The organism is Bacillus sp. RCC_6_1, assembly GCF_041360755.1.
GTDB lineage: Bacteria > Bacillota > Bacilli > Bacillales > Bacillaceae_G > Bacillus_A > Bacillus_A cereus.
The window spans coordinates 20,369-41,863 of the sequence record NZ_JBFUPV010000010.1 but is presented as its reverse complement, the minus strand read 5'-3'; the positions used below and the strand labels follow the sequence as shown (position 1 = coordinate 41,863).

Genomic DNA, 21,495 nt, shown 5'->3' with positions numbered 1-21,495 from the left:
AAATGAAGAAAGTCATGAATATGTTAGCGAATCTGCCTCGTAAGTACTTAGTTATATTGGGGATTATTGTGTTAGTAGTAGGCGTTGCTACTTATAATACTATTCATCGTTACATGATGAAATCTCAAGTACAAGAGGAAGAGCAAGTAAATCAAGATGAAATCGAGATGCTTGGAGATAAGCCAAAGGGATTTGATACAAAAGAAGAGGAATATATCGCAAAGACAAAAACTGTAGAGGATTTACTACGAAAAATTTCTAATAGTAGTTATGATGTACCGTACTTGTTTACAAAGGCTGGATTTGGTATTGAACCAATGAAAATGACAAGCAATGAGCGTATGCTGGCTACAGAAGCTGTTCAAAGGTATTTCCTAAATGGGGATAAGTTTTACAATGCGCGAATTACCAAAATTGACCGTGGGAAAAAAGTAGATACGTTTCATATTGAAGTTTTAATTCAACAGGTAAACTTCTTAGAACCACGACAATTTAAAGTGCAGGTAAACAAATATGCACAAATTGTAACACCAATTGCAAAAATTCCACATGGACAAGAAGAAGTACCTGTGGATTAAGAAGGAAATGAGGGTTGTGGAAGAAAAAACACAACCCTTTTATAAAAAAATAAAGAGTACCTAATTTTTTTATTTAATATTCGTAATTTTCCGATATAATAAAACCATAGTTAAATAAAATTTGTATATAAAGCTAAAACGATGTGGATATGGAGAAATACAAATGAGAATGTTAATTGGAACAGCTGCGAATTATGTTTCTGGGTATTATATAGGACGAAATTCTGGATTATTAGGAACGTTGCTTGGCTGGGCTTTTCTGTTGGGTGGTGGCTATCTGTTAATAGAAAATTGGGATAGTATCACAGTATGGATGCATAGTTTGAATATTGTACAAGGACTAGATGGTTACGAAGACATGAGCAATAGCTTTATTTTATCTGCTTGGTAGTAAGTGGCTTTATTCTCATCTTGTTGTCACCGATTTTCGTTATATTATTAGTAATTTGTTTCGTGTTGATGAATATTTTAGCTTGTACACTTGTGTTATTAACATCACCAAGTACATACATAAAGAAGAAAGATAAGGAGAGTGAATGGGGATGAGTACAATTCTAGTTTTAGGTGGATCAAATGGAAGAACGTTAGAGAAGTAGGCCAAAAAAAAAGAGACTGCCAGGTTATTTTCCATGATGGGAAAAATCACGGAGGCGTAAAGAAAACCTTTCGAAGTGTTATAAAAAAATGTGATGTTATTGTCATTCAAAAAGGTGCATGTGGCCATGTATCTATTGATGTAGCAAAAGAGTAAGCAAAGAAGTATGATGTCCCCTTTTTATTTAATCAAGGGTTTGGGGGAACTGGTGCGCTTGAAATAGGATTAAAGCATTTGCAGGCTGCATGAGGTTTGATACATAAGAATGGAATAATTATTTTAAAATTAATATATAACATTAAAAAGGTAGTGGCACGCAAGTGGTTTTTCTAGAAGAGTTTAGAGGGTATTTTGCAGTTAAGTTTTTACAAGAAATTAGTTTGTTAGAAAACTAAGCAAAATAGTTATTTGGGAGAGATTAGTAGCTGAAATGCTAGATATCTAGCATTTCAGTGGGGTGTTTATCCATTTTTATTATGGGAGTTTTTCAACTTGCTATTAGAAGAAATAACTCCACAAAATATAGCAATAAAGATTGCGGCCCAGGTTCCCATAGACATAGAGATTCCTCCTAGTAATAAAATGAATTACTTCTATATTTTAACATTATTAAATGTTCTGTTGTTAAAAAATTGATATATTACACAAATGAGATGTTATAAAATTAAACAAAATCCTTATTTAAATAGAGAAGCCCTAGAGTTAGGGGGTCTAGGGCTTTAGGTCTGAGTATATCTCACACGGTATTATAAAGAGAAAAGAACGTATTGAAGATAACATATGAATGTTTCATAAATGTATCAAAAAAGTGAACAAATTTTTTATTTTATTAATTTGTAGGTTGATACAGTTCCCCAAACGAAAAGAACCAAGTAGAAAAGTCTTTGTAGTAGGCCTGCAGGTAAGGGGAAAAGAAAAACAAGCGAGATAAGGATTGTTATTACTATTAAGCTTATTAAACAGAAATATGTCCATTTTCTAGCTTTTTTAAGATTCTTAGCAAAAATAAATAGTCCTGGAAATACAGTAAGCATACCTATCCAAACTAGAATAGAATGTCCAATTAGGTTTACATCTGCAGGAATTAACCCTGAAACTATAGTGGAGACTCCTATTATAAGTATAAAAAGTGTTGCTATTCTATTAATTCTTGTTTTTTCTAGATGTTGTGAAATATATAGTATTCCAATACAAAATGTTATTCCATTAATAACAAAGAGTAAATTCATCCAAAAATGATAAGGAGAGCATATTTCATACGGAGCTATTTCGTAGGTGAATTCTCCACAGGTTGTTACACCTAGATCACTCATTGCGTGACGCAAATAGTTATAAGGTGCTGTAGAAGTGAAAATAAAGAAAGGTTCAATTAAAAAGTATATGCAAGTTGCAATCCAGCTAAATAAGCCAAACTTGTTTGATATATGCATTAGATTCCTCCCTTGGAAAAAGTATATTTCCATTATAAGTTGTTACATCATTAAAAGTGAAAATTTTCAAGTTGGGATTCGATAACCCTGTTCAACAATATGAGATTTTCTGGAAAAATGTGTTTAGCGGAAAGACGTAGAAAAAATGGATAAATCAAAATTTAACAAAATTGTTTATTAAATAACAAAAAGTGGAGGGTAAATACATAAACATGAATAATAGTAATATACATAAATCAGGTTATATCATACTTATATATTTTATAATGACTCAATTTGTTGGAATTATAGGTGTACAATTGCTAGCGAAGACGGGCTGGTATGATATTCAGGGAAATCAACAGCAAGCAATTCAACAACTTCTTGTGCATTGGGAACTAATTGGGTTTTCACTTACGCTAATAATCATTTTTCTTATATATATTAAAGAATTAATGAACAATCCAAAGTTATCGATTAAATTATCAAGAAAATCATTCATATGGATTTTAGTTGGGATCATATTAGTATTTCTTGCGCAGATGGTTGGTAGTGTATTAGATAAGAGTGTATTTCAGCTAACTACGCAATCAGCAAATACGTCTAATACAGTCGCTGCTGCAGCAATATCTCCTGTGGCACTTATTTCAATTGTTCTTCTTGCACCGTTAGTAGAAGAGTTTGTTTTTCGTTATGCGGCCATAAACATTTTAATGTCTAAGTTTAAGCAAACTTGGAGCATACTAATAAGCGCATTGTTCTTTTCTATCATGCATTTTGATTTTCCGTTTATATTTGGATATTTTTTAATTGGACTTGTACTTGCTGTAGTATATGTGCGTACCAATAGGTTACTAGTATCATTTGTTGTCCATGCTAGTATGAACTTAATTGTTGTTATACTCCAGATTTCTTGATGAAAAAGCAGCGGATTCGCGCAACTTACTAGTGATTTAGTTTTTTTATGTTTATGAATTTAAAATTATGGTAGACTTAATAAGACTATATTTGAAAATGTGGGTTCAAGTTGCTGTATTGACTGAATTGCACCAAAAAACCAATTCCATTACACGGGAATTGGTTTTTTGGTGTGTGTTGTTAGCATAATTATTGACGGCCTAAAGGAGATTTGTTTCTTTGTAGTTTAGTATAACTTAGATAAAAAGAAAATTCAAAAACAAAATGATTAATTTTTACATATTTTTAAATTACAACACAAAAATGTAAAGATATGGTTTATAATGAGTGGTGAAACACTCTCCTATGTTTCTAGTGATTGTATTTTTTATCTGTTTTTGGTGCGAAATCTGTTGATGGATTTTGCACTTTTTTATTTATTGTTTAATAGGTTTAATTTAATTATTTGAAAGGGGGAAATTAGTATGTTTGGGAATAAAGAAAATGAAATTAAAGAATACCTTATACAAGAAGGTTATGAGATTAAAGAATATTTAAGAAAAAATGGAGATTGGTACTATTTTAAAGTACATACTTTTTGGTCTGGAAAACATTTAGTAAAAGTAAAAGATGGAGTATTTGGTTTTAGAATAGAAAAAGCGTAAATCCCATAATAAAAATACTGTAACTAGCAAAATTAAAGTTTACTTTCATTTCTTTCATCTTTAACCCAATTAGTTCTATAAGGGGTCTTGCAAACAAAACGCGGATTTCGTACGTTATCAAGACCTAAATCCAAAAAATACTTAAAATATCACGATCCTAACATATTGTATATGACTAATATGTTAGGATCATTTATTTTGGTAATGAGTTTTGAAACTAAATTTGAATAGTATTTTTCTCAATCTGGATAGAAATAAGAAAAATACCATAAACGGTCATTTTTAGGACTACTTTCTCTTAAATTTGATAGATAAAATACCTTATTAATGAAAAATCACTTAATTTGCCCTTACGGGAAATATCAAATATTAATATAAATATGAAAATTCATATAATTATATATAAAGAAATCATAAAATTAGCACTGATATAGAGGATATATCTTGAAAAATAGAATAGGAGGTAAATTTGTGAAAGTAATTAAGAAATTATTTTTAAGTTTTATGACATGTATTTTATTATTCAGTACATTAGGAACAACTTTTGCAGAACAAAATAGTCAAGGGAATGCATTATCTTTTATTGACGTACCTAAAACGCACTGGGCGTATAAAGAAATGATGTATATGGCTGAGAATAAGATTATAACAGGCTACGGAAATGGGTATTTCGGTGCTGCCGATCCTATTATTCGCGAACATCTTGCTGCTTTCTTGTATCGGTATTTAAAACCGCAAGATAGTACAAAAAATCCATTTGTTGATATTGGTGACAGCAATTTCAAAAAGGAAATCTTGGCACTTACTGCACGGGGCGTATTTAGCGTAAATGCAGAGAAACAATTCAACCCCAAAAATATTATGACACGGGCTGAAATGGCTGCAGTGCTTGTTAGAACATTCGATTTAAAACCGCAAGGAAATGTTGAATTTACAGATATGAAAGGTCACTGGGCCAATGAATATGTAAAAATTTTAGCTAGCAATAACATAACGAATGGTACAGGTGACGGTAACTTCAATCCAAATGGTTTAGTTACAAGAGAACAATTTTCTGTATTTTTATATCGAGCAATTATGAAAGTAACAGATATAAAAAATAACGAATCGGTTGCAACGTATAAAGAGTATGTCATACAACGGCCGACTTTGTTATATAGTGAGCCTTCTTATTTGAAACTAGCAAACGATGACATCAATCCCCGTACTGTCACGGTAACAGAAGAAAAGGAGAATGGATGGAAGAAAATAAAAACGCAAAACGGAGAAAAATGGGTTGCACCAGAAGGACAAAAATATAATTTACAATCCAATGTAAAAATGTATCTTAAGCCTTCAATAGAGGAAAAAAGCACGGGAATATTGGGTGCGCAAATGGTAACGCTACTGGATGAAAAACCAGATGGTTGGAAAAAGGTTCTTACGGATAATGGTACGCGCTGGATTGCACCAGAGGGTATAAATTATAAGGTAGAAAACGGGCAAACACTTTATTCTACGCCAGATTTTAAAAGTACTGCAGTAGGTAGCATTGCTCCGCAAACCGTAAAAGTCGTTGATGCTTTGGAAAATGGCTGGCTGAAAATCAAAACCTATATGGGTGACACATGGATTGCTCCACAGGGTGTTACATATGAATTAAAACAAAATGTAGCCATGTATAGAGGAGCATCCTTTCTTGTAGACAAAGAAGAGTATGGATTAATACCGCAAAAAGTAATTTTGCTAGAAGATAGACCAAATGGTTGGAAATGAATTAAAACAGCTTATGGGGATCGATGGATTGTTCCAGATGGTGTATCCTATCAAATTTCAAAACCCACACAACTGTATAAGGACTTGCATTTTAATAATCTTGAAGGATCGATTATTTCTGAAAAGGTAACTGTTATAGGTGAACAACCAGGCGGATGGTATCGAATTAATAGCTCAAAAGGCACCCATTGGATTGCCCCAAACGGTATAAAATATAGAACGACAAAAGATATAAATTATTCGGCATCCAAAGACATTCTAAGTCCGAATGTAGGTGTCATTCCAAAAGATACTTTTATTACAGTAGTCGACAACGATAAAATTTTATGGAATGGTCAATATGTTTATGGAACTCTTACTTATTTCTCAATGGAACTTGTGGAAGAAACAGATAACAAATACATAAAACAACCTTTCATATACGCATCGTTACCTCAGATAAAAAATGTAGTTACAAATGGACATGATGATGGGATAAGTGATCAAATATTTAATAACTTATCAAATTTAGCGTTTGACAAGCAAAATCTTGACATACCCGACATCAACATTCCTGACATGAGTATTCCTGATCTTAACATTAATATTAAAATTAATATGGATTTCACAGATTTTGATAAGGCTATGAAAGAATTGGAGCAAATCACTAAAGAATTACAAACCAATAATGTGAAATTAGAAAAAACAATTAAAGAAATGAACGATGCAATATACCTTGCAAATGAAGGCATGAATGAAATGAAACAAGGGGTTAAGCAAGCAAATTCGGCTATAGACCAAGCTAACAAAGGCATGGAAGAAATGAATCAAGGGATTAAGCAAGGGAATTCGGCTATAGACCAAGCCAACAAAGGCATGGAAGAAATGAATCAAGGAGTTAAGCTAGTAAATTCGGCAATGAAAGGCATGAATGAAGGAATAAACCAAGCGAATAAAGGCATGGAGCAAATGATTCAAGCGGTTAAACAAGCGAATTCAGTTTTACGAGGAATGAACAATGCAGTTGACCAGGCCAATAAAGGCATGCAACAAATGCTAAATGCCACAAATAAAATGCAAAAAGGATTAGAAAAGACGATTAGTGGTGTAGACGTATCCGTTAAAGAAATTAATAGTATATTTGACGCACCTAAGAAAGCGCCACAGTCAGATTTAAAAACAATTCATTTGGATTTTGATTTCTCTAATATCGTACCTACAAGTTCACCAGAAGAAAAATTACGTCAGCAACAGCGTGATGAAGCAATGTCTAATATACTTGCTTTTATGCCAGTTACAGGTAACTTCGTCTCTCTTGCTGAATTACTTTCAGGTAAAAATTTAAATAGTGATGCTGATTTACAAGCGTCTGATTATGCATTAAATATGCTAGCCGTACTCGGTGGTGGAGAAATTAAAGCTGGTGCAGCTTTTTTAGGCTCAATAAGTAAAGTTACCAAGAGACAGAAATTTACCAACACGAAGATAGATTTATCTTGGTTAGATAAGTTTGGTGATAAATATGCAGCACATGAAGTGACAGGTACTGTTAAAGTGGCTGGGCAAACTAAAGATATTAGTAGAAGGGTTTACCGTATGAAAAATATAGATTGGGATTACGTCGCTCCACCATCCGTTAATAAAAGCGGAAAGTCGAATCTTCAATTAGCTTTAGATGGCGGGGTACCTTTTACAAAAGATAACCACAAAATTGAGTTACATCATTTAACGCAAAAAGAACCTGGAGCAATGGTTGAAATACCAGCTAATAAACATGATGAATTCACTAAAGCATTGCATGGTTTAGTAGAATCAGGAGAAAGCTTTAGAAACGACAAAGAGCTATATAAACAGTATAATAATTTTAGAAATAACTATTGGAAAATGAGAGCAAAAGAACATTTAGAAGGGAAATAAATAGATGAATGACAAGATTATTTCAATCATTTCCACATATGAAAAAGATGACGATTTTATGGGAGGGGTAAATGAAGATACAATTCGAGAAGCAGCTCAAATGCTAAACATTAATTTCCCAAACAGTTATCATTGGTTTTTAAAACAGTATGGTAGCGGCGGACTGGATGGTATGGATATCCATGGTTGTGAGACAACAGCTGAGGATTCTTCCGTTGTTTACCACACCAAGTTATATAGAGAAACATATAACCTTCCTGAACAATACATTGTTTTAAATGATATCGATGGTACTGTGACATGTTTAGATACCAATCAAATGAAAGATGGCGAGTGCCCTGTTGTCTTTTGGAGTCGTTTTTCAAAGGAACTGTATGCCATTACTTATGAAAACTTCAGCGAATATCTATTAGATTCTTTACAAGAATCTGTAGATAATTTGTATGATGAGGATTAATTGATTATAGAATACTCAGAATCATATTTTATGTAATAATATATATTTATAGGTTTCATATGATTTTATTGTTTTGATTTACAAAGAAAAAGCCGATTATCTCTAAACTTAGAGGAAACGGCTTTTTTTCTATGAAAATTTGCTTAGCGTACGCTAAGGAATTATTCGGTGTCTTTTTTTAATATATCAATTAATAAAATGAGCTATATAAATAATTTGTTATACTTCCGTGTACCCTAGCTGATATAATGTATAAGGCAATTATTGGTTAATGAATAGCGTACATATATTAGGGAGGTACATAAGTCATGGAGTTAATAGTTTCTTCATTTGTATTAGTGGTAGTATTCTTTATTCTTTCGATAGTTTTAAGTGGTAAAGGTCAGCGAATAGCAAAAGAAGTTTTAAAAGAGCTTATTAATGGTCCTGAGGGGAAAATGTTGGTAGGTTTTTTTGGAACTTTAGCAGTTATAGGAGTAATTTTTGTCATTTGGCTTTTATTGAACTAAGCATTCCGGTTACTCAGGCTGATACAAGGTGCAAGAAAATTACTGGATAATTAAAGGTACATATATATTAGGAGGTACATAAAACATGTTAGAGTAAATTACAGCATTTTTCTTACTAATTCTCCATTCCATTGTTTATCTCTTTTCAAGTGGAGAAACAAAGCAAATAGCAAAAAAACATATAAAAGAAATTCTTAATAGTCCGGATGGAGTAATAATATTAATTGTTGCTGCGGCACTTTTAATCGGGGGGATATATTTATTATCATTATGATTTCAGATACCTTAGCTTAAAACGTATAAGGAAATTAATAGTATACATATAGTAGGGAGTCATAAGTAATGATATTTATAATTGTGCTATTTTTCATATTTATCATATCTATTATTCTTTCATTATTTTCAAAAGGTGAAACTCAGCAAGAAGCAAAAGAAGTTGTAAATGACATTGTTACCGGTCTTAATGGGAAAACACTCTTAATCGTTGCTGTGGTATTTGTAATCGGAGGGGTATTTATTGTTGGTAGTATTGTAAATAATGGCTATGAACCAAATACACATCCAAGTATACGAGACGATCGTAATCCTTTAGGATGTGCTCATTATGGTGGCGAATGGGACACTGGCGGTCTTTTTGGAGAAGCCAAATGTGTTTATAATAAAACTGATGAATCGGATAATAAATAATATACATAAAGAAAAGGCTCCCATATAAGGGTGCCTTTTCTAATAGTTTTTTAGCAGAAGCAAGCAGCTCCAACTATGATTAATAAAATAAATAATACGACTAATATGGTGACCCCTGGTAATTTGGGCTTTTATAGGTTGTTTACTTAATTATGTATGGACAATTCTCTAAATATGTTAGTTTTAAATATACTCTTAAGATAACAGAGCAAAATTGGAATTGATCAATTTTGTATTTAGTGAGGTGATAATTTATGCCAGGATATACAACTCAGGAGGATGTTATTGATTTTAAAATTTGTAATGAATGTTCACTAGCTAATACTCCATTTTATACTTATCCAGGAGTTCCTTTATTGGGAAAAATAAAACAAAGTACAGGATGTGGGGCTGCACATCCTGGAGCACTTGATTTGGAGGTTCCGAATATTAAAATAGGCACTCCAGTATATGCTGCAGAAGCAGGGTATATTAATGTGTTATCATCTGGTAATGAACCATGTGGATGTAAAAACGAGTGTAATAAGGGTAATTTAGTTTCGATAAGAAGTTTTAGTGATAAATTTATTACTCAATATGTCCATGTAACTCCGCTTCCTGGTCTTAAACCAAAGGATCAGGTATATGTAGGTCAACAAATTGGTACAGTTGATCAGTCAGGTAGTTCTTGTAATCCTCATGTTCATATGGCTAGGTATACTCCTACTGGGATTCCTACTTGTAATTGGCAATTAGGTGTAACGGCTCATACTGTTCCATCTCATCCTTATCCTTATCCTCATTATCCTTATCCTCATTTTCATCCTACTCAACCTAGCGCGCCATACAATCCTGGGGGAGTAACAGCTCATCCTTATTTGCCCCCTGCAGGGCCAGGTGGTTATCATCCTAGAGTTTATCTGATTCCTTCTCCGTATTTATATTGGTAAAGAATTTATATATGTAGTTATAATACATTTTTTGTTCTCTGCACATGGTGTAGGGATTTTTTTTATAAAGAAAGAGCACCTTTACAAGTGCTCTTAAAATAATGCTGTAATATATTCAGGGTTTTTAATTGCTATAACGATAAATGCAAATAGCAGTACCATAAAAACCAGTTGAATATATTGTCTAGTTTGATTAGGAATTATACTTTGAATCCAGTCTGAGAAAATCGCAAGTCCAACACATAACGCGATAAAAATCATTAAAATAATCCCTGCAATCTCAGGAACTCCTTGGAATGGATTAGATATATTTATTTGGAAATCCATATTACTTTCCTTTCTAATGAAAATCATTTTATATTAATAATGCATTATATGTTTTATAAAGAAAAGACACCACAAGGTGCCTTTCTCTGACTTGAACCACTTTAATTTTAATAACACCATTTTACAACTACAAATATATCTTTAATCTTTCATATAATATTTTAACATTTTTTTCAGTTAATTGCATGTAACTGGTAAAAAATAGTCTATTTCTTGTAAACTCCTTTTCTCCATACCCACTCAATAGGACCATAACGGAAATATTTACTCCAAATCTTGCTGAATATGATTTGTACAAAAATAATTACAAGCCCAAAGATACATAGTTGCCAGTAATATACGTGTGAGACATCTTTAAAGCACCACGAAAGAATGACAAGCGTAATTATGCTTTGAGTGATGTAATTCGTTAAAGCATACTGGCCAACGTTCATAAAGGGGTGCAGGCATTCTATATATTTTTCATTCTCACAAACTCTCAGTAGAGTACAAATATAGAATATAGCTAGCATTTTCCCTCCAAATAGAATCCATAGTTGTACATCCTGAGAGTAATAGACATCTGTTTTTATAAAGTAGTAGAGAATAGGACAAGAGAGAAGGCATGAGATACATAACGAACTCCACTGTAAAAATCTAATTTTCTTTATTAATTCCGGTACCCTTTTAAAAATATTTTTCTTACCAGCCCATAACCCTATTAAAAATAAGCCTATATATTCAGGAATTCCTATTAGTAGTTGCTGGAATTCCTGAGTCATTAGAAAGAAAAGACGTGCTTTTACTTGATGAGAATAATGTATAAATAGATTTACAATGTGATTGGTAGTGTTACCTGTAAACATATATTGATAGTAATTTGGTACTTCAGTAATAGAAGAACTTGCTCGTAAAAATACAATAATATGTAATACATAACTAACCGTTAGGAAACTACAACCAGCTATAAAAATAAGCTTAGTAGATCGCTTATAAAAGAACAATAGAATAAATCCAGCTATAGCATACGCATGTAGAATATCTCCATACCATAGAAAGGTGAAATGGAGTAAACCGAAGACTAGTAAAATACATAGTCTCCGGGTAAATAGCTTATACATAGGATATCCTTTTGCTTCTGTATTTTTCATAAAGATATAAAATCCTACTCCAAATAAGAATGCGAAAATAGTGTAGAACTTTGCTTGTACAAACAAATCTACTAAAAAACGAATCGTTTTATCTGTACCGGTGTAACCTGCCTGATTAAAGGGATCTAGTCCCGTCATAGTGGGTAGATTCGCAAATAGGATACATAGTATGGCGATACCTCTTATTATGTCTAACGAATGAATCCGGACGTTTTGTTGCATGTTAATTCTCCTTTCTTACAAAGAAAAACGAGCACTATACTAGCTAGCGCTCGAATTACGTCTTGCAAAGAATCCATCATAGGTAGCAGCTGAAACAGCTCCTTCTAAACGTTCAACTTCTTCACCTCTGCTATAAGCTACAACAACTGGAGTACCTGGAATGTCGAACTCTTGAAAGGCACTTTGATTTTCTGGTGTAGAGATATCAATACGATAAATGGTTCTATCATGCTTTTTTGACATACGATTGATATCCGGTGCAGCTTTTTTACAAAAATGACAGGTTGGTTGATAGTAATACGCAATGAACTCTTCATGGGATTGTATTTTTTGCTTTATTTCTTCTTTGGAAATATCTTTTATATTTTCAGGTGCTCCTTTTACATCTGCAGCAGATACAATTGTTTTTTCTGGTATTATAGTTTCTGTATTGACTGATTCATTCTTAGTTAAAGTAAAGATCGCAATACAAGCAACGCATAAAGTTGTGATAACTGCTCCAATTTTGTAGACTTTTTTCATAGTAAATTCCTCCTTAAAGTAAAAAAAAGGACAAACCTCGCCCGAGTTAACTGGGCGTAAGGTTTGTCCTTCACGCTACGTACAATAGAGTATAAACAATGGAAACAAATTTTCTATCTCTATAATACCATAAAATTCATATAGAATGCTATAAGAATTTTAAAAGGAAAGGAATAATTTAGTTTATATAATTTCATGTACCAGAATGTATACAAAAAATTATAAACACAGCAACAAGGGATTCTCTGTGTTGTATCCAATTGTTGATGTGTTTTTGCCCCCCCTCGAAAAGGGGGAATAAGAAAAGTACCCATTTTCAAGAATGGGTACTTTTTTGTAAGGTATATTCATATTCCTTAACTCATTTATAAAACGTATTACTTTTCATTCTTACTTTAAGAAAAATTTGGCCCATTTTCTTTATTTTATATTTTCTTTGAATTCTATAGTTGCAACAACTTGGGCATGATCAGATTGTGTTTTATTTTCAATATCATCACATTTTAAATGATGGTCGAGTACTTTATATGCGCTTACTCGACCAACGTGCTGTTCGTTTTTCCAATTAAGTGCATTAGATACAAAAATATAGTCAAATACGTTTCCTACTTTTTTATAATAATGTGTGGGCAATCTTTTTTGTCCACTTTGATTTGGAGCTAAGTCAAAAGCATCGTAAAGTTTATAGTTATATACAATCTTTTGTTTATTATCATCCTCAATTGATTCACCGTTGATTTTTAAAAGCTTTTCCCTATTAGTTAATGCTTCTATGGGAATAGAATGTTCATCATCGTTTAGATCACCAAGCAAGATAACTGGAACTTCTTTATGAGTGTGTAGAGTTTCGGATATCTCATGATATAATGCCGCCGCTTCTGCGCCACGTTGTCGTAACGATATTACATGTCCTATCGACCTTGCTCGTAAAGTTGCTAATATCTTATTTTCCAATGCATCACTAGGATTTAAATGTAAATCTCTAACTGCTGGGTTTTTGGATTTCAAATGCGAAACATAAAAAATAATATCACCAGAACCATCAATATGTATCGTAGCCTTTATTGGAATACGACTGAATTTAAAATCTTCATTAACAGGTATTTCCTCCATAATGGAATCTGGTACTTTAACAGGATTTACTGATATTATTGGATATTTTGATGCTATTGCAACTACAGGTTTTATAAATACTGATGGATCATCTATATCTGTGACAGGGGTTTCTACTGTTTCAAAATGAATAAATCCTAATTCCTCAACTAAGCTTTTCAAAATAGCTGAGCTAAATACTTCTTGAAAACCAATAACATCGCATTTCATTTTTAATATTTGTTCTTTAATCCATTCTTTCTTCATCAACCATTCAGTATCTGAATATTTGTTACCAGGCTCATACCATTTGAAAGGAGGTTCAGCAAATTGGTATAAGTTAAACGTTCCACAGCGAATCTGCACAGTGTTTCTCCTTCTTTCTATATGTATTATACAGAATACCAATTAAGTTAAAATAAGCGGATGTTTGGTCATGAATGGCAAACAACCACCTTTATATGTTTATTACACATAATGAAATAAATTTTAAGAGATATTTTACTATAAATTAGATTATCTCCTAATTAGCAATGCATTATGCAACCCATTGCTAAGAAAAGGAGCTGAATACAAAAGAGTAACCAATTCTAATTATTTTGCTCCGAAATTTTAAGAGAACTGTTTCATTAAAACGCCTATTGTGATTTTGAAATAATGATAATCTCTCTTTTCTTAATTCGACGAGAATCAGTGAGATTTTATTTACATGTGATACAACATAAAGTCAACTGAAATAACCTGGAGTGTCGTTTTAGAACCATTTCTATGATATAGATTGAAAATTGTATCTAAGCTAATCAATGAGGTAACAAACAAGTACTAGCTAGTTCAATTGAATACTAATTAAAAAAAGGTAAAAATACATATATTGGTATTTTAAAAAAGGAGGATAGATTATATGTCAATGAACGAGAATTTAGAGGATGAACATAATAGAATGAATCTTTCTGGATTCCAATTTATCTGTTTTTGATTCATTATGTTTCTCGTGTATGGTGAAAGCCTGTTACAATAGTAAAGAATAACTTGGTTACAAATTGATAATGAAAAGGGGAAATATGCTGGATGAAAGCAACCGGAGTAACTAGAAAAGTGGATGAATTAGGGCGTATAGTAATTCCAAAGGAACTTAGAAATACGCTTGGGATTAAAGAAAAATCACCATTAGAGATTTTTGTAGAAGGGGAAGACATCATTTTACAGAAGTATCAGCCTGGTGCTGTTTGTGTATTAACAGGAGAAGTGTCAAATCGTAACATAGCATTAGCAAATGGTAAGATCACATTAAGCCCAGAAGGTGCAGAACTATTAATAAAAGAAATAGAAAAGTATCTTGTAAAATAAGTGCTCCTTTCAAGGGGCTTTTTTAGTAAAGATATTTAAAATTTCACGTACCTTGATATTTAATAAAAAACAAGATACATAATCAATAGTCTACATTGAATCTTATGTTGAACTCATCTGCTAAATGGAGTCCCTTCTCTTTTGTCCAGAATCCTGTAGACGTTTTTTTTTAATTCCCACTCTTTAAAACGATTTGGATATAATTCATTCAACATATGATAAGGACGACTACCCAAAAATTATAGCGCATTTAACATAGCAAATGGACTTGATTTCCATAACTTTATACAAGGAGTTTGGAGTCGATGTTTTAACAACCATTTTTGTGAATATACATCTATTAACTCTTCACGAGACAAGTAAACGGACCTTTGTTTAATACTTAAATTATCATTCCGATTTTTACCACAAATTCTTTTTAATTGTATAGCAGGTGAGAATTTTCTGTACTTATTTCGTTTTAGCTTCCATACTTTATGTATGTAGTGCATTCTTATCAATTTTCCCCATTACTTTAACTCGTAGGGGCATTAACTTTAGAACTCTACTAATGGATAAGCAAGTTAATAATTATACTTGAAAATGGAGTGATACGATGAATAGGACGTATGATGTCATCATTACCGGTGCAAGATGTGCTGGCTCTACCCTTGCAATTTATCTTGCTAAGGCAGGTTTCCATGTGTTGTTAGTGGACCGAGCGAATTTTCCAAGGGACACATTATCAACCCATACCTTTTTCAATAATACTGTCGCTCTTCTTCGAGAAACCGGTGTCCTGGACAAGTTATTGGAAACAAAAGCACCGCCGGTACGGGATATTAAATTTCAATTTGAGGATACCGTGATAGAAGGTCTCATCCCTGAGGTTTACGGAGAGGAAAGTTGTTATTGTATTAGAAGAACTTATCTCGATCATATTCTACTTGAACAAGCCAAATCCCAAATGAATGTAACTGTTTTAGAAGGATTTCGTGTGACGGATGTCATCCGTGATGACGAAACAGTGATAGGCGTGAGAGGTTTAGACGGCGACAACGAGAAACAAGAATTTTTAGCTCGCCTGGTAGTCGGGGCAGACGGCCGATCCTCTATTATTCGCAAGCTGGTAAAAAGTGAACTCAAAATAAGTATTCCGGCAACAGTCGGCATCTATTTCGGGTATTTCTCTGGATTTCGCCACGATAATGTCCCTAAATTTGAAGTATACAAGATAAAAGATAACACAGCCATTCTCTTTCCGACGAATGATGATTTATATGTAATTGTCGGCATTTTCCCATTAGAAAATAAGGAATTGATAGAACGGTTGAAATTAAATCCGGAAAGCTGTCTACGCAATTTCTTTACAGATAACTTTCCGAATACAACAATTGGGGCGCGCTTGAAAAATGCAGAACTAGTAGAACCGGTCAAAGGCATTCTCGGATATGATAATTACTGGTATAAAGGAATGGGAAAAGGATGGGCGTTGGTTGGAGATGCAGTTTGTTTTAAAGATCCTGGCATGGCGCAGGGTATCCATGATGCTATATGTGGAGCACGTATATTATCCAATATTCTATCAAAATATAAGGGACAATCCGATCAATCAAATCAAATGTCTGAAGAATATCAAAAGGCAATAGAAGATGAGTTTATGGTTCGGTTTCACATGGGATGCCAAATTTCGAAGAATGAACGCATATCTGAACAACAGGATGCTGTCAACAAGCTAATCAGTTCCCATCCAGAGGCTATAGAGAAGTTTTTAGGGATTTACAATTATGCAAACGAGCCCGCTGCTTTAGAAAAAGAACTCGCACGAATTATGCAATCGATCTAGCAATGATTTTAGAGATTAAGTAATTTAAGTACAAAAATAATTCACTATGAACCTCCCCCACTTACTCGCTTCCGCTTGAAGTGGGGATTTCTTAGCATCAACAAAGACAAGGTCCCATGAGAAGCGGATTTTCCATCTCCTCTCTGCACCTATGCAGGGACTCCTTTTCTTGATTTGACTAAGCAACTTCTGCACATGCAGAAGGGTGGGACCACACCGTCTACTACTTTTTGCTTACGCAATCCACAAATACTTTCTCTTCGTTTCTTCCGGGATATGACACATCTTTCCGTACAGTTCTTTTACCAAAATGTTGCGGGCACCGTGAATGTCCCAGTGTTCTTCGTAGCCGCACACACAAACGTAGTTACGTGTCCGCACTTTCTTCTTTGGCAACAAGGGCATGTTTGAGAAGTGTATGCTTCGTCTACGAGAAACAATAGAGGTACCTTTAGCAATCTAACCTATTTCGATGCTGGAGCCAGAGTGACTTCGGGTGATGCTACAAAAGCCCTCAATAACCACCGTTTGGTAAATATTGTATCTGCAACCCATTTTTACACGTATCTCGGCTGAACCCCTATAGGGGTAGCTTCAGGAAAATGCAGATGCTTTGTGGGACTGTTTAACTGGATTTATCATTTTAGCCAAGAAGACTCCTTCCTCAAGGAGCGTGAAGGGGCACAGCCCAGTGAGTAGGTGGGAGATGAATTGGCTTCGAACAAGGGATGGCAGGAAGCCATCTTAATTGTTCGACATACAGAAAGTGTTACTTCACTACCTATCGAATGTACGTTTGGTATATAATAGTCATATACCGAAATGGAGGTGAATCAAATAATGATGAATAAAGCCTATAAGTTTCGTATCTATCCAAATCAGGCACAAGCAATTTTAATCAATAAAACGATTGGGTGTTCTCGCTTTGTATTCAATCATTTCCTATCCTTATGGGATCAAGCATACAAAGAGACAGGAAAAGGCTTGACCTATGGTACATGCTCTGCCAAACTACCTGCCATGAAGAAAGAGCTTGTTTGGCTCAAAGAAGTGGATAGTATTGCGATTCAGTCGTCTATTCGCAACCTTGCGGATGCTTATACACGCTTTTTTAAAAAACAAAACAGCGCACCGCGCTTTAAATCTAAGAAGAACAACGTACAATCTTATACCACAAAACAAACAAACGAAAACATTGCCGTTGTAGGGAACAAAATAAAGTTGCCGAAACTAGGCCTTGTTCGATTTGCCAAAAGTCGCGAAGTAGAGGGGCGTATTGTAAATGCTACAGTTAGACGGAACCCTTCTGGTAGATATTTTGTGTCACTATTAGTTGAAATAGAAGTACAAGAACTTCCGAAAACACATTCTTATATTGGAATAGATGTAGGACTAAAAGATTTCGCTATTTTGTCAGATGGAACACACTATGAAAATCCGAAGTTTTTCCGATCATTAGAAGATAAGTTGGCGAAAGCACAGCGTGTTCTTTCTAGAAGAATGAAAGGATCTTCTCGCTGGAATAAACAACGAGTAAAGGTAGCTAGAATTCATGAATACATATCAAATACTAGAAAAGATTACTTGGACAAAATTTCAACTGAAATCATCAAAAACCACGATGTTATCGGTATAGAGGATTTGCAAGTATCCAATATGTTAAAGAATCATAAGTTAGCAAAAGTAATTAGTGAGGTATCTTGGTCACAATTTCGATCCATGTTGGAATACAAAGCAAAATGGTATGGCAAACAAGTCATTGTCGTATCGAAAACATTTGCTTCTAGCCAATTATGTTCTTGTTGTGGATATCAAAATAAAGACGTTAAAAATCTAAACCTACGTGAATGGGACTGTCCTTCTTGTTGTACACACCATGATAGGGATATTAACGCAAGTATCAATCTAAAGAATGAAGCGATAAAGCTTCTAACCGCAAGGACTGCGGGGTTAGCCTAATCAATTAGAGTTCGATAGAACTCTTTACTTAGGAATCCCTCACTTCTAAACGAAGTGAAAGTGGGGGTAGTTCAAAGGTCTTCCTATAACAATAGAATGGGAATTTTTCGAGAGTACTCAAAAAATGTTAGGACCTTATGCGGATTTAATTTTAAAAATATTTCAAGATGCACAAAATGAAATGCCAGGTAAGTTCTATATTGTTGTAAAATAATTAAAAGGATCTTAGGTAAAAATAAAAACCGTGGAAATATTTAATTTCTACGGTTTTTATTGTATCAATTAGGTTTTCTTTCATAGTGGCCCCCTCATACCTCGAATCGTTTCCGTACGCCTACAATGTAAAACCAGAATCAATAACAAAAAAGCCATGCAAATGCATGACTTTGATTAATCAATATGTATCTCTGTTAAATCAAGACATTACAATTCTACGGGCACCGTATATACCTTCCCTAAGTTTCGTTAATAACATCGAATACAAACAAAAAGGTATATAGCTATAATTGATGAGAGGTCTGCTGAATAAACAGACCTTTTCATTTGAATTCCGCAAAAAATTTTGTGTCTATAATTCCAAAAGCGACTTTACAGGGGAATGGATTTTTTCCTTCTGAAGCAGCATGCATACAAGAAATCACCCAATATTCAAGTTCTAACGGTAAGCGGTATATTTGAAGGCTACCATCATTGTTTTTTGCTGTTACGATCGGTGCATTTACCCTGGTTGTAGCAAAACCATCCGTTGTTATCATTGCTACTGCATCATTAGCTTGAAAACCAGCGTTTAACACCTCATAAATGATCCCATCTTTCTTATTAATAATCATAGGTATATTTAGAATGGGATATCTATTAATATTATTATGAATAATTGCTCCTGCGGCGTTCTTTCTTAACTGATTTCCTTGCATTTTTACACTCCTTTTTAATAATCCAAACGTGATTACATCAATTCACTTCATTTAACATCTATTATATTAGAAAATTGCAGTTTCATCTTATTATAAAAAGCATCCGTACATATAACAGCGCTATTTGAAGGATCAATATCAACAACGGTCATATAACTAGTGAGTAAATAACCATCCTCATAATATGTAATCATTATTTCTTCTTCAGATACTAAGGAACATAATAACATGTTTTCAATTCGTTCTTTTTCCTCAGTTGTTAAGATCGGACGGGTTACTTTGTTTTGTTCCTTAATCATTTCACGTATCCCATCAAATTGAGATGTTAATGCAGCGAACGGAGTCCACTTGACCATTTTTCTTCCTTTTGGCATATTAGCGTTATTCATGATTTGTGTCCCCCAATTAGTGTATTTCTGTATCTAGCTGTGGCGCTATGCGTGTAGGAAATTCCCCGCAATATACTGTTCTTCCCAAACTTTGTGCGTATTTCATCCATTACTTTTGTTAATTTTACTTCTTGTTCCCGCTGCGTTATGTTATCAAAAAGAGAAATTTGTTCTTCTCCTTCTTGAAGAAGGTTTGTTAAGGATATGTTTATGCTGCGAATGGGTTCTCCAGTATATTGCTGATGTAAAAAGTATGTACAGATCTTATAAATATCCATTGTTAGGTTAGTTGGACGACTTAAAGTATGTGTTTTTCTAATACCACCGTTATAAGTCTTGCTATAACCGACTGAAAAATGAACGGTTTGAGCAAGCTTATTTTGTCTTCTAAGCCGATAACAAACTTCTTCAATATGTTCCAGTAGAACAATTGAAAATTCTCCTATTGTGTAATCGCGCATGAGTATTTGGCTTTTCCCAACAGAAGTTGTGGCAGGAACATATTTTTCTGAAATGCGACTAAAGTCAATTCCGTAGCTATGTAAGTGTAATTCTTCTCCAATCTTACCGAAGCTCTGTTTTAAGTATTTAAGAGGGTAATTGGCTAAGTCTCCTATAGAATGTATTCCTTTTCGATTCAACTTTTCTTCCGTTTTGTACGAAATGCCCCAAAATTTATTGAGCGGTCGTATGCTCCATAATTTTGTTGGGACATCTTCATATTTCCAATAAGCGATGCCGTTTTGATTCTTCTTTGCTTCAATATCTAAAGCTACTTTGCTCATTAAAGGGTTAGGGCCAATTCCTATTGTGCATTCGATCCGTGTTTTCGCATATATTTCATTTTTAAATTTCAATGCGAATTCATAGGGATCGTTAGCAAATAAATGAATACTATCCGTAATATCCATGAAGAACTCGTCGATGGAATATTGGTGAAAATCCTCAATAGGAACGTACTGTAAAGCTAGCTTTGTTATGTAATTGGAGCAATTTATGTAAGTACCCATAATTGGATTGACAACAAGAATGTCTTTTCTGCGAGGAATCTCGTATAATCTGGCCATCCTTTTTACACCTAATGCTTTTAATGGTGAAGTGGCAGCTAGAACAATTGAACCGTTTCTATTTACATCACCGACTACTGCCAATTTTGTATACATAGGATCTAACCCCATTTTGATGCAACTTACTGAAGCGTAAAAGCTTCGTAAATCCACACATAAGATGATTCTATTCGGTAAGATAGAATAGTCATACACTGTTATTCCTCCTTAAATAAAAAAAGAACGTTTGTTCTTATTATATACGAACTTGTGTTCTTTTATAAAGGTTTTTTTGTTTGAAAATATTTTTTTGCATAAAGAAAAGACACTCGTATACGAGTGTCT

Annotated in this window: 19 protein-coding genes and 5 pseudogenes; 14 read left to right on the top strand and 10 right to left on the bottom strand. The window is 33.6% G+C overall.

The window, feature by feature from the left end; translation table 11 throughout:
- The first annotated feature begins 2 nt into the window (after positions 1 to 2).
- The 3 genes and pseudogenes from AB6801_RS22805 to AB6801_RS22795 all read left to right on the top strand — a co-directional run bounded on the left by AB6801_RS22805 (position 3) and on the right by AB6801_RS22795 (position 1,422).
- Positions 3 to 578, top strand: a complete 576-nt coding sequence (locus AB6801_RS22805) for a hypothetical protein (RefSeq protein ID WP_000757463.1) — start codon at positions 3 to 5, stop codon at positions 576 to 578.
- A gap of 163 nt (positions 579 to 741) precedes the next feature.
- A pseudogene (locus AB6801_RS22800) lies at positions 742 to 1,124 on the top strand (hypothetical protein).
- Positions 1,121 to 1,422, top strand: a pseudogene (locus AB6801_RS22795) (DUF2325 domain-containing protein). Before AB6801_RS22800 ends, AB6801_RS22795 begins: the two co-directional pseudogenes overlap by 4 nt.
- 572 nt (positions 1,423 to 1,994) lie before the next feature.
- Here AB6801_RS22795 and AB6801_RS22790 read toward each other — a convergent pair.
- A complete protein-coding gene (locus AB6801_RS22790) occupies positions 1,995 to 2,603 on the bottom strand; it encodes a DUF998 domain-containing protein (RefSeq protein WP_370941166.1) in 609 nt (202 codons plus the stop codon).
- Positions 2,604 to 2,815: 212 nt separating this feature from the next.
- Between AB6801_RS22790 and AB6801_RS22785 the strand changes: the two genes are divergently transcribed.
- The 6 genes and pseudogenes from AB6801_RS22785 to AB6801_RS22760 all read left to right on the top strand — a co-directional run bounded on the left by AB6801_RS22785 (position 2,816) and on the right by AB6801_RS22760 (position 9,448).
- On the top strand, positions 2,816 to 3,499 hold the full coding sequence (locus AB6801_RS22785; RefSeq protein ID WP_001065852.1) for a CPBP family intramembrane glutamic endopeptidase: 684 nt from the start codon (positions 2,816 to 2,818) through the stop codon (positions 3,497 to 3,499).
- Between the two features lie 465 nt (positions 3,500 to 3,964).
- Positions 3,965 to 4,144: a hypothetical protein gene (locus AB6801_RS22780; protein WP_000467736.1), complete on the top strand. Its 180-nt coding sequence runs from the start codon at positions 3,965 to 3,967 to the stop codon at positions 4,142 to 4,144.
- A 471-nt stretch (positions 4,145 to 4,615) separates the two neighbouring features.
- A pseudogene (locus tag AB6801_RS22775) lies at positions 4,616 to 7,795 on the top strand (S-layer homology domain-containing protein).
- A 4-nt stretch (positions 7,796 to 7,799) separates the two neighbouring features.
- The gene (locus AB6801_RS22770; RefSeq protein ID WP_080478551.1) at positions 7,800 to 8,252 is read left to right on the top strand and encodes an SMI1/KNR4 family protein; all 453 of its coding nucleotides are present in this window, start codon (positions 7,800 to 7,802) and stop codon (positions 8,250 to 8,252) included.
- Positions 8,253 to 8,560: 308 nt separating this feature from the next.
- The gene (locus tag AB6801_RS22765; protein WP_000420484.1) at positions 8,561 to 8,761 is read left to right on the top strand and encodes a hypothetical protein; all 201 of its coding nucleotides are present in this window, start codon (positions 8,561 to 8,563) and stop codon (positions 8,759 to 8,761) included.
- A 342-nt stretch (positions 8,762 to 9,103) separates the two neighbouring features.
- Positions 9,104 to 9,448 (top strand): hypothetical protein, encoded by a 345-nt coding sequence (locus tag AB6801_RS22760; protein WP_065845913.1) that lies wholly within the window; start codon positions 9,104 to 9,106, stop codon positions 9,446 to 9,448.
- Between the two features lie 50 nt (positions 9,449 to 9,498).
- Here AB6801_RS22760 and AB6801_RS22755 read toward each other — a convergent pair.
- Positions 9,499 to 9,564: pseudogene (locus AB6801_RS22755) on the bottom strand (YjcZ family sporulation protein); the annotation flags it as partial.
- A gap of 138 nt (positions 9,565 to 9,702) precedes the next feature.
- Here AB6801_RS22755 and AB6801_RS22750 point away from each other — a divergent pair.
- Complete coding sequence (locus tag AB6801_RS22750; RefSeq protein ID WP_065845914.1) at positions 9,703 to 10,377, top strand: M23 family metallopeptidase; 675 nt, start codon at positions 9,703 to 9,705, stop codon at positions 10,375 to 10,377.
- A 93-nt stretch (positions 10,378 to 10,470) separates the two neighbouring features.
- Here AB6801_RS22750 and AB6801_RS22745 read toward each other — a convergent pair whose 3' ends face one another.
- The 4 genes from AB6801_RS22745 to AB6801_RS22730 all read right to left on the bottom strand — a co-directional run bounded on the left by AB6801_RS22745 (position 10,471) and on the right by AB6801_RS22730 (position 14,036).
- Positions 10,471 to 10,704 (bottom strand): hypothetical protein, encoded by a 234-nt coding sequence (locus AB6801_RS22745; RefSeq protein WP_065845915.1) that lies wholly within the window; start codon positions 10,702 to 10,704, stop codon positions 10,471 to 10,473.
- A gap of 206 nt (positions 10,705 to 10,910) precedes the next feature.
- Positions 10,911 to 12,056 (bottom strand): DUF418 domain-containing protein, encoded by a 1,146-nt coding sequence (locus AB6801_RS22740; RefSeq protein ID WP_370941165.1) that lies wholly within the window; start codon positions 12,054 to 12,056, stop codon positions 10,911 to 10,913.
- 39 nt (positions 12,057 to 12,095) lie between these two features.
- Positions 12,096 to 12,578 carry a thioredoxin family protein gene (locus AB6801_RS22735; RefSeq protein ID WP_000758637.1) on the bottom strand — a complete coding sequence of 161 codons (483 nt, stop codon included), beginning with the start codon at positions 12,576 to 12,578 and terminating at the stop codon, positions 12,096 to 12,098.
- Between the two features lie 420 nt (positions 12,579 to 12,998).
- A complete protein-coding gene (locus AB6801_RS22730) occupies positions 12,999 to 14,036 on the bottom strand; it encodes an endonuclease/exonuclease/phosphatase family protein (protein WP_001167026.1) in 1,038 nt (345 codons plus the stop codon).
- Positions 14,037 to 14,738: 702 nt separating this feature from the next.
- Here AB6801_RS22730 and AB6801_RS22725 point away from each other — a divergent pair.
- Together AB6801_RS22725 and AB6801_RS22720 are read left to right on the top strand one after the other, a co-directional pair.
- On the top strand, positions 14,739 to 15,017 hold the full coding sequence (locus tag AB6801_RS22725) for an AbrB/MazE/SpoVT family DNA-binding domain-containing protein (protein ID WP_000648341.1): 279 nt from the start codon (positions 14,739 to 14,741) through the stop codon (positions 15,015 to 15,017).
- Between the two features lie 595 nt (positions 15,018 to 15,612).
- Positions 15,613 to 16,842 carry an NAD(P)/FAD-dependent oxidoreductase gene (locus AB6801_RS22720; protein WP_044585206.1) on the top strand — a complete coding sequence of 410 codons (1,230 nt, stop codon included), beginning with the start codon at positions 15,613 to 15,615 and terminating at the stop codon, positions 16,840 to 16,842.
- 302 nt (positions 16,843 to 17,144) lie between these two features.
- Here the strand turns inward: AB6801_RS22720 and AB6801_RS22715 are convergent, their stop codons facing one another.
- Positions 17,145 to 17,282 carry a zinc ribbon domain-containing protein gene (locus AB6801_RS22715; RefSeq protein WP_198284614.1) on the bottom strand — a complete coding sequence of 46 codons (138 nt, stop codon included), beginning with the start codon at positions 17,280 to 17,282 and terminating at the stop codon, positions 17,145 to 17,147.
- A 400-nt stretch (positions 17,283 to 17,682) separates the two neighbouring features.
- On the opposite strand from AB6801_RS22715, the gene tnpB reads away from it, so the two are divergent.
- On the top strand, positions 17,683 to 18,801 hold the full coding sequence (gene tnpB / locus AB6801_RS22710; protein ID WP_016078507.1) for an IS200/IS605 family element RNA-guided endonuclease TnpB: 1,119 nt from the start codon (positions 17,683 to 17,685) through the stop codon (positions 18,799 to 18,801).
- A 79-nt stretch (positions 18,802 to 18,880) separates the two neighbouring features.
- A pseudogene (locus AB6801_RS22705) lies at positions 18,881 to 19,015 on the top strand (barstar family protein); the annotation flags it as partial.
- A 325-nt stretch (positions 19,016 to 19,340) separates the two neighbouring features.
- Here the strand turns inward: AB6801_RS22705 and AB6801_RS22700 are convergent.
- The 3 genes from AB6801_RS22700 to AB6801_RS22690 are packed head-to-tail and all read right to left on the bottom strand — an operon-like array spanning position 19,341 to position 21,366.
- Positions 19,341 to 19,715: a hypothetical protein gene (locus tag AB6801_RS22700; protein ID WP_001161905.1), complete on the bottom strand. Its 375-nt coding sequence runs from the start codon at positions 19,713 to 19,715 to the stop codon at positions 19,341 to 19,343.
- Positions 19,716 to 19,762: 47 nt separating this feature from the next.
- Positions 19,763 to 20,104 (bottom strand): YolD-like family protein, encoded by a 342-nt coding sequence (locus AB6801_RS22695; RefSeq protein ID WP_326049344.1) that lies wholly within the window; start codon positions 20,102 to 20,104, stop codon positions 19,763 to 19,765.
- Positions 20,101 to 21,366, bottom strand: a complete 1,266-nt coding sequence (locus AB6801_RS22690; protein ID WP_000272587.1) for a Y-family DNA polymerase — start codon at positions 21,364 to 21,366, stop codon at positions 20,101 to 20,103. The genes AB6801_RS22695 and AB6801_RS22690 overlap by 4 nt, the downstream gene beginning before the upstream one ends.
- Positions 21,367 to 21,495: the final 129 nt, after the last annotated feature.